At 70.5% G+C, this 8,185-nt stretch carries 7 protein-coding genes; 5 read left to right on the top strand and 2 right to left on the bottom strand.

Translation table 11 applies throughout. The features are described 5' to 3' along the window. Positions 1-404 precede the first annotated feature (404 nt). Positions 405-698, bottom strand: a complete 294-nt coding sequence (locus NYZ98_RS31170) for a 4a-hydroxytetrahydrobiopterin dehydratase (protein WP_262847164.1) — start codon at positions 696-698, stop codon at positions 405-407. Positions 699-733: 35 nt separating this feature from the next. Beyond that, on the bottom strand, positions 734-1,906 hold the full coding sequence (locus NYZ98_RS31165; protein ID WP_262847163.1) for a helix-turn-helix domain-containing protein: 1,173 nt from the start codon (positions 1,904-1,906) through the stop codon (positions 734-736). A gap of 1,008 nt (positions 1,907-2,914) precedes the next feature. Here NYZ98_RS31165 and fxlM point away from each other — a divergent pair. The 5 genes from fxlM to NYZ98_RS31140 all read left to right on the top strand — a co-directional run bounded on the left by fxlM (position 2,915) and on the right by NYZ98_RS31140 (position 8,175). Then, positions 2,915-4,159, top strand: coding sequence for a methyltransferase, FxLD system (gene fxlM, locus NYZ98_RS31160; protein ID WP_262847162.1), 1,245 nt, complete (start codon positions 2,915-2,917; stop codon positions 4,157-4,159). Next, complete coding sequence (locus NYZ98_RS31155) at positions 4,159-4,281, top strand: FxLD family lanthipeptide (protein ID WP_262847161.1); 123 nt, start codon at positions 4,159-4,161, stop codon at positions 4,279-4,281. The genes fxlM and NYZ98_RS31155 overlap by 1 nt, the downstream gene beginning before the upstream one ends. 84 nt (positions 4,282-4,365) lie before the next feature. Continuing rightward, positions 4,366-6,816, top strand: a complete 2,451-nt coding sequence (locus NYZ98_RS31150; protein ID WP_262847160.1) for a lantibiotic dehydratase — start codon at positions 4,366-4,368, stop codon at positions 6,814-6,816. Beyond that, the gene (locus NYZ98_RS31145; protein ID WP_262847159.1) at positions 6,713-7,105 is read left to right on the top strand and encodes a lantibiotic dehydratase C-terminal domain-containing protein; all 393 of its coding nucleotides are present in this window, start codon (positions 6,713-6,715) and stop codon (positions 7,103-7,105) included. The genes NYZ98_RS31150 and NYZ98_RS31145 overlap by 104 nt, the downstream gene beginning before the upstream one ends. Then, a complete protein-coding gene (locus NYZ98_RS31140; RefSeq protein ID WP_262847158.1) occupies positions 7,102-8,175 on the top strand; it encodes a lanthionine synthetase C family protein in 1,074 nt (357 codons plus the stop codon). The genes NYZ98_RS31145 and NYZ98_RS31140 overlap by 4 nt, the downstream gene beginning before the upstream one ends. Positions 8,176-8,185: the final 10 nt, after the last annotated feature.

Raw genomic sequence — 8,185 nt, 5'->3', positions numbered from 1 at the left:
CCCGCGGCACCACCCCACCCGCCGACGCCACCCTCCCCCGCCCCACCACCGGCGACCCCGCCACCACCTGCCCCCTCCCCTCCCACTGACAACTTCCATCAACGACTCCCCTCCACAAAAAGGTCCTCGCGGCCCGCTTCGCCGCATCCTGGCGGGACCCTGCGGTCCTAAGCGGCGCGGGGGAGGTCAGGCGGGAATCGACAGGGGTGGAGGAACGCGGCGTCGAAGCCGGTAACGACCGCCAAAACGCCACGCCAGGATAAGGTCCTCGCCTCCGGCTCGGGCAGTTCCTTTTGGGGCCTCCGGCCCGCTTCGCCGCATCCTGGCGGGACCCTGCGGTCCTAATGCGGCGCGGGCGAGGTCAGGCGGGGGTCTAGCAGATGTCCGAACGCGTCCCAGGGCTTTCAGACAGGTCGGGCGCCATGTCCGGCGGCTATCTCGTCGATGTGCCGTGCGAGTTCGAAGTCCTTGGCCGTGATCTGATCTCCTGCGTCGTGGGTGGTGAGGTCGAAGCGGATGCGTTGCCATGTGATATGGACGTCGGGGTGGTGGCCGACCTCGCGGGCCTTGGCGGCGACGTACATCGCCAGGTGAACGCACTCGTGATAAGTGTGCTGATAAGTCCGGGTGATCGCCTCGCCGGCGCGCCGCCATCCGGGTAGTCCGGCGAGCTGAGCGGCGATCTGGTCATCGGTCATCGGCTGAGGGGTCATCGGCACCTTCCAGCTGAGGTTCAGGCGATCCCAGAGATGATCTCAATGAGTTCCCGGCCTGAAGCCGTGTTTCTCCACGCGGTAGCGCGCCTAGGGATCGCTTTCATCTCCTGCCGTAGCCTGGCCGACCCCGTGTTCCCCACGATCGCGGCGGCGGTCGTCGCGATCTGAACGGCCCGTTCGGGTTCGGGCATCGCCGCCAGCGCAGCGGCCTGGCGCGCCCAGAACACGCCGTTGTCGCGCCGGGCCGACGCGGGGGCCGTATCGAGGATCTGGTCCCACAATGCGGCGGCTTCCCGGTACACGCCCATCCGGCCGTAAGCGGTCGCCCGCTGGATCGTGATGTATCCAGGGGTGCGGCGGCATGCGTTGCCCCATGGATGTTCGTCGTCGACGCGATCCACCAGTTCCGCTGCCTGGTCCAGCAGCCGATCCACCAGGTCTTTGTCCTTGACCGGCAGCATCGAGTGGCCGTGCGCTCTATGGACGAGCGCAAGGATCCGGGTCTTAGCGGAAAGTCTGCTCTCGTCGGCCAAGGCGGCTTCGGCGAAGTCGATAACTGTACGTCCGTCATCAAAGTCGACCGCGTGCATCGCCTTGTTGGTGAGGGCATAGCTGATGAACTGAGGGTCGCCTGAGCGGTGCGCCATGTCCAGCGCGACTGTCCGCCAGTGGGCTGACCGACCTACGTCTCCGGCGTCCTGATACAACCATCCGAGCAAAGCCGCGTAGGCGACGCCTGCGCCGAGCAGACCTAGCCGCACTGGCGTATCGGCTGCGCGTGCAAGATCGTCGATGAGCCTTGCTTGGGTTATGACCGTAGGGATGAGTTGGCGCGGGCCGAGCCACATGTCGGCCTTGTAGTGCCCGGGAAGTTGTTCCAGAAAGTACATGACGAGCTCCGGTGCCACAGGGCCCTGGTGCGGCAGATGGTGGATGGGGCCGACACCGCGAAAATCGGCTCCCAGCTCTTTCACGCGGGGTACCGACATCTCCTCGACCCGTTCGAGTAGCTCACCATCAGCGTGTAAAGCCCGATCGAGCGCTGCCGCGATTTGTGCGCTTGGGATACGATGCCCATGCTCTATGCCCCATATATGACTTTTGCTGACATTGGCCAGATCAGCCAGGCGCCGCACCGACATCTCTCCACGCAGCCTTCGCAGAGTTTCACCGATCGTTCCCTCGTCCACGCCTGCCCTCTTCGCGGTCTGGTGTAGGGGCCTGGTCACAGATCCATGCGGTAGAAAACCTTGTCTACGTGGATCTTGGCTCCACAAGAGTAGGCGTCCATGCCGACGACGCGGTCCCCATCGCGGGCCGGTAGGACCCGGGCCACGGGCAGGTCATCTGGGGTGGCTTGGTCCACCGTGAGCGCCATTCACTCGTTCCCTTCCTCTGCCGTCCGCCCGGTGCCCGTTCAGGGTCGCGGTCGCGTGCGCTACTAACGCGGCGACGGCCTGAGACGCCCGGCCGCGGACGGTGGCCGACCCCAGGTCCTCGATGTGGATTTGGCGATCTTAGCCCGGCGCACGAGCTCTCTCACAGACAGTTCGCCTCGTAGTCGACGGAGTACCTGACCAAATGTCTCCGTGCGCACGCATCGACTTTCGGGCTGTCCGCTGGTGTCCGCGGACAGGAGCGGACACCAGCGGACAGCCGATCTCTAGACCCTCACGTACCGTGGTCGTCACGCTACTCCTAGACCGTGTTCGCGGGGCACTTCGTGTCCCGTAGCGAAGGAGGCTCGTCTCACGGTGAAGGGCCGAGACCAGCCAGATCGCACGTGGAGGTGCAACCCATGACCGACTCCAGAACCCATTTGGGACAACCTCGCAACCCCTTTGGCGAGAGAGCCAATCCGTGACCTGGCGCCCTGCCCTCAAACAGAGGCTGCGGACCTTCCTTCGCTGCGGCCCATCGCAGGCCATCCTCTGCGGAGACCGCATGCCAGGCGGCCGATTGGTGAGGCGATCAGGTCCCCGCAGACGACCTGAGGGTCAGCGCCTGAAATATCTGGCCCATCGGGGAAGGGCGGACCACCAGGCCAGGAGGGTTCCTCGGGCGAGCCCGTCGGTCAGTGATTCGGCCCGTGAACGACGCGAGGGTCGGGCAGCATGGCGCAGCGGGTGACCCGCAGGGATATCCGGGACCGCCCGAGTCGCGGCGGCCCGCACGCGCACGCAGAAAGGGACACCGGAATGAGCGTCGGCACCATGGGCAGCGAGAGCCTCCGTAACGCGATGGTCGATCGGCTGGCCGCCGATCACGTGGCGAAAGGGTTCGTGCTGCGTCCCGAGGTGGAGGCGGCGATGCGGACCGTTCCCCGCGAGGTGTACACCCCGGGCCTGCCGGTGGAACAGGCCTACGAGAACGAAGCGGTCATCACCAAGCGGCGGGGTGAGGAGACCATCAGCTCGGTGTCCGCGCCGTTCCTGATCGCGGAGATGCTCGGTCAGGCGGCGGACGCGCTCGGAGGTCTGGACGGCCGTCACGTCCTGGAGATCGGGAGTGGGGGCTACAACGCGTCGCTGCTTCGGGAACTCGTCGGCCCGTCGGGGTCGGTCACGACGGTCGATATCGACCCGGAGGTGACCGGCCGGGCGGCCACATGCCTGGAGGCCGCGGGCTACACCGACGTCACCGTGGTATGTGCGGACGCCGAGCACCCGATCGAGCCGGGCCGCCGCTATGACCTGATCATCGTGACGGCCGGGGCGTGGGACGTCGCGGCCGCGTGGCGTGAGCAGCTCACCGACGGCGGTGTGGTCGTCGTACCGTTGCGCACGTGGGGGATGACCCGGTCGTGGGCGTTGCGACGCTCAGGAGATCGCCTGGTCAGTGAGAGCCACCGCCAGTGCGGGTTCGTCTCGGTCCAGGGCGACGGGGCCCACCAGGTGCGGTACGTCGACATCGCCGAGAGTGTCCACCTGCGGCTGGATGAGGGCCAGCAGCTCGATCCCGCCGTTGTCGCCGGCCTCCTGGCCCAGCCCCGGCAGGAGGCGTGGGCCGGGTTGAGCCTGCCGCCCCGCACCATGTTGTCCGACCTGGACCTGTGGCTGGCGACACGCCTGACCCTCGATGTGGAGAAGTTCGTGGTGCTGTCGGCGCAGGAAGCGGCTGTGGATTCCGGCATGGTCGCGCCGTCATGGCGGTTCGGCACCCCTGCCACCTTCCATGACGGCACCTTCGCCTACCGGTCGGCCCTGCGCTGGACCGGCCGGCGGTTCGATCTCGGCGCATACGCCCACGGAACGAAAGCCGCTGCGGAGGCCGGGCGCATGGTCGGGCACATGCGTGCGTGGGTGGACGCGGGCAGCCCGTCTCCGGTGCTGCACGTCCTTCCCGCGCATGCCCCTGACGGCGACCTGCCGGAGGGGGCGGTCCTGGACAAGCGGCACAGCCGCTTCGTCCTGACCTTCACCCATGAGAAGGGAGCCCTCTGATGGACTACGAACTGAACCTGCGCCTGGTCGACGCCGGGCCCGCCGCGACTGGTTTCGCCACCGACACCGACGACAACTGCGGCTCGGGCAACACCGGCTCGGACGCCTGCTCGGGCGGCTGAACCCGCCGATCCATCGGGCCCGGTCTCCACGGGGGCCGGGCCCTCCCGCTTCTCCCCCTCCCCCTCGGCGACGCGGAGCGAGACATGTTCCAACCGGTTGATGCGGCGTTGATCAGGGCCGCCTCCTACCCCCAGGATCTGACACTGCCGGATTGGCCCGACCTGACCGTCGACCAGCCCGAGACGTGGCTGGAGTGGCTGGGACAGGCGTGGGCGCTGCCCGGGTTCGCGACCGCGCTCACGTCGGCCGCGCCACACCTGGCCGCCCAGATCATCCGTGCCCTAGCCGACGCTCCGATACAGATACCCAAGCTGCGGCGCCTGGTAGAGGCGACGGTGCGGTACCTGCTGAGGTGGACGACCCGCGCGACCCCGTTCGGTCATTTCGCCGGCGTGGCCCCGGTCGAGTTCGGTCCCCGCGCGGCGGTCCGCTGGGGGGCGTCGCATGAGGCCGTGGCCCGTCCCGACGACCGCCACATCGCCGAGCGCGCGGTCGTGGCCGAGCGGGATCCGGCGACGCTCCGCGCTGTCCTGGTGGTAACGAACGCGCTGGGGTATGCGCGTGGCGGGGCGTGGGTGCTGCCCTGCGCCCGCGCGCAGGGCGAGCGGGCATGGGATGTCGAGATCGAGTTGACCGGCCCGGTCCGGGCGGCGGTCGAGGCCGCCGTCGCGCCGATCGTGTTCACCGAGCTGGCGGCGAAGGTCGCCGGGGAGCTGGCCGGCGGGGCCACGGCGGCCGAACGACTGGTAGCCGGACTGGTCGGCGCGGGGGTGCTGCTGTCGGCGGTCAGGCCGCCGATGACCGTGACCGACCCGGCCGCACACTTGGCACGCCACATCGACCTCCCCGACCCCGGCGACCGGGTCGCCGTCGATCTACGCCTCGACTGCTCGGTGACGCTGCCCCCCGCGGTGGCCGACGAGGCGGCTGCGGCCGCTTCCGCGCTCGTCTCCGTCGCGCCGCACCTGCCCGGCTGGGTCGCCTACCATCGAGCGTTCATCGACCGGTGGGGGCCGGGCGCGGCCGTGCCGCTGGGCGCGGTCATCACTACTTTGGGGTTCCCCGCCGGGTATCGGGGATCGCCCCGCCGTGACCCGGCCGCGTTCACCGCCCGCGACGCCTCGCTGTCGGCGATCGCCCAGCAATCCGCCCTGGACGGCTGCGCCGAAGTGGTCCTCGACGACGACCTGATCGCCTCGCTGCGCGGCGGCGGCGATGACCGGCCGCCGATCCCGCACACCGAACTGCGGTTCACCCTGGCCGCCGCGACACCCCAGGATCTCGATCGAGGCGCGTTCACATTGACGGTGGTGAGCGGCGCCCGCCACGCAGGGGTCGCCTCCGCCCGGTTCCTGCACCTGCTCACCCCTGCGGAGCTGGAGCGTTTCCGCCGCGTCTACACCGGCCTGCCGACCGCCATGCCCGGCGCCGACACGGTCCAGTTGTCCGGGCCACCGCTGGACACCCGGCTGGCCACGCTCGCCCGGACACCCGAACTGCTTCCCGTCCTGCCCGTCGGAGAATTCCACCCCGACCCGCCGTGGACGCTCGCGGATCTGGCGGTGACCGGCGACGGCCACCGGCTGTGGCTGGTGTCCCGCACCACCGGGCGCCCGGTCGAACCGTTGCTGGTCAACTGCGTGCTGATGGCGACCCGCCAGCAGCCCCTCATCCGGTTCCTGGCGGAGATCTGGACGGCGTGGACGGCCCCGTGCGCCCGTTTCGCCTGGGGTCACGCCCGAGCCTTGCCGTTCCTGCCACGCATCCGGCGAGGCCGCTCCATCTTGCACCCGGCCCGCTGGATCATCCCCGCGACCGCACTGCCCGCCCATGCCGCGACGTGGCCGCGGTGGGAGGCCGCCTGGCGGCGGCACCGCGTACGCCACCGGCTGCCGCGTGAGGTCCTGATCGGCGATGACGATGTGCGGCTACGCCTTGATTTGGAGGAGAGCGCCCATCTGGTGGTGCTGCGCACCCACCTTGACCGGCGCGGCAACGCCGTCCTCACCGAGGCCTGCGGCCCGTCCGGGTGGATCGACGGCAGACCCGCCGAACTCCTGCTCACCCTCACCCGCGCCCAGCCGTCACACCGGCCGCCTCCCCGGCCGGCCCGCCCCGCGAACACCTTTCAGCACCGGCCCGGCCTGTCGCCGTGGCTGGACGCCCGCCTGTACGGCCAAGCCGAGGACATCGTGCCCCACCTGGGCGACTTCCCGGCGGGGTGGTGGTTCCTGCGCTACCCCTGCCCTCGATCCCACCTGCGACTACGGCTCCGCCTGCGCGACGCCGCCCACTTCGCCGACGCCGCCCGCGACCTGGCCCTGTGGGCGCGGCGGCTGTACGACGATGGTCTGCTGGCCGATTACACGCTGGGCACCTACCGCCCCGACCCGCTACGGAACCGGGCCGACCCTGGCGGCTGCCGAGGCGGTGTTCGCCGCCGACTCCCGCGCCGTCCTGGGACGGCTGTCCGGCGACCGGCAGGCAGCCACGGCCGCGGGGATGATCGCCATGGCCCACGGGTTCACCGGTGATGGTGGGCGCTGGCTCGTCGACCACGTGCCCCACCGCACGGGCCCCCGCCTGCAGCCCGCCCAGCTCGCCCACGCCCGCCGCGCCTACGAGGATGACGGCCTGGCCGCGGCGCTGTCCACCTACCGCGCCCTGGCCGACCGGGACGGCCTGGAGGTCGACCAGATGCTGGCCGACCTGTTGCACATGCACCACGCCCGGATGATCGGAGTCGACACCGCCTCCGAACGGCACTGCCTGCGCCTGGCCCGCGCCGTCGCCCACACCGATCTCATACGCGGGACGTCATGACAGTGGGGCAGTCCCTGGCCGAAGGAGCCGCCGGCATCGCCCTGCTGCACCTGGAGACCGGCGATGCGGAGGCGGCGTACGCGGCGCTGCGACAGGCCGCCGCCGGCGGGGTCAGCGTCGCCGATGGTGCCAGCCTCTACTACGGCGCCCCCGCCCTGGCGTTCGTCCTGGCCGCCTGCGACCAGCCGGGCCTGGCCGAAGCGAAAGCCATCGCCGCCGCAGGGACTCAGGCGGTGACCCGCCACCGCCTCGAGGCCGCGCACCGCCGCATGGACCACCACCGGCGGCCGCACTACGCCGAATTCGACCTGATCCGCGGACTGGCCGGGCTCGGCGTCGCCCTGCGCCGCATCGGCGATCTCGATCTGCTCCGTCAGGTGCTGATCTACCTGGTGCGCCTCACCGACCCGATCGGCCACCTGCCCGGCTGGTGGTGCCACACCGGACCCGACCGCGGTCAGCCCGCCCCGCCCGGTGGGCACGCCAACCACGGGATGGCGCACGGCATCGGCCCGCTCGCACTCCTGGCCCTCACCCACCTCGACGGCGTCCACGTCGACGGCCACACCGAGGCCATGCAGCGGATCCTGCGATGGCTGGACGCCTGGCAGCAGCACACCGCCGACGGCGCCGCGTGGTGGCCGCAGACCGTCACCCTCACCGACCTGGAACGCGGCGAACCCGCCCAGACCGGCCCGCTGCGGCCGTCCTGGTGTTACGGAACCCCCGGCATCGCCCGCGCCCAGCAGCTCGCCGCCCGCGCCCTCGGCGACACCACCCGCCAACGCGACGCCGAAGCCGCGTTCACCGGGTGCCTGAACGACCCGGAGCAGATGGGTCGTCTCATCGACCGCGGACTGTGCCATGGGACCGCCGGGGTACTGGTGGCCGGGCGCCGGATCGCCGCCGACGCCCTCACCCCGATCCCCCTGGCACCGCTCCTGCGCCTGCACCAGCGGGCGGTGGCCGCCGGCGACGAACCTGCCGGGTTCCTCAACGGATCGGCCGGCGCCGCCTTGGCCGCCGCCGGGACCACGACCTCGTGGGACTCCTGCCTCCTGCTCCGCTGACCGAAGGACC

The organism is Sphaerisporangium corydalis (assembly GCF_025506355.1).
GTDB classification, from domain to species: domain Bacteria; phylum Actinomycetota; class Actinomycetes; order Streptosporangiales; family Streptosporangiaceae; genus Sphaerisporangium; species Sphaerisporangium corydalis.
This window is presented reverse-complemented; position numbering and strand designations above follow the sequence as displayed.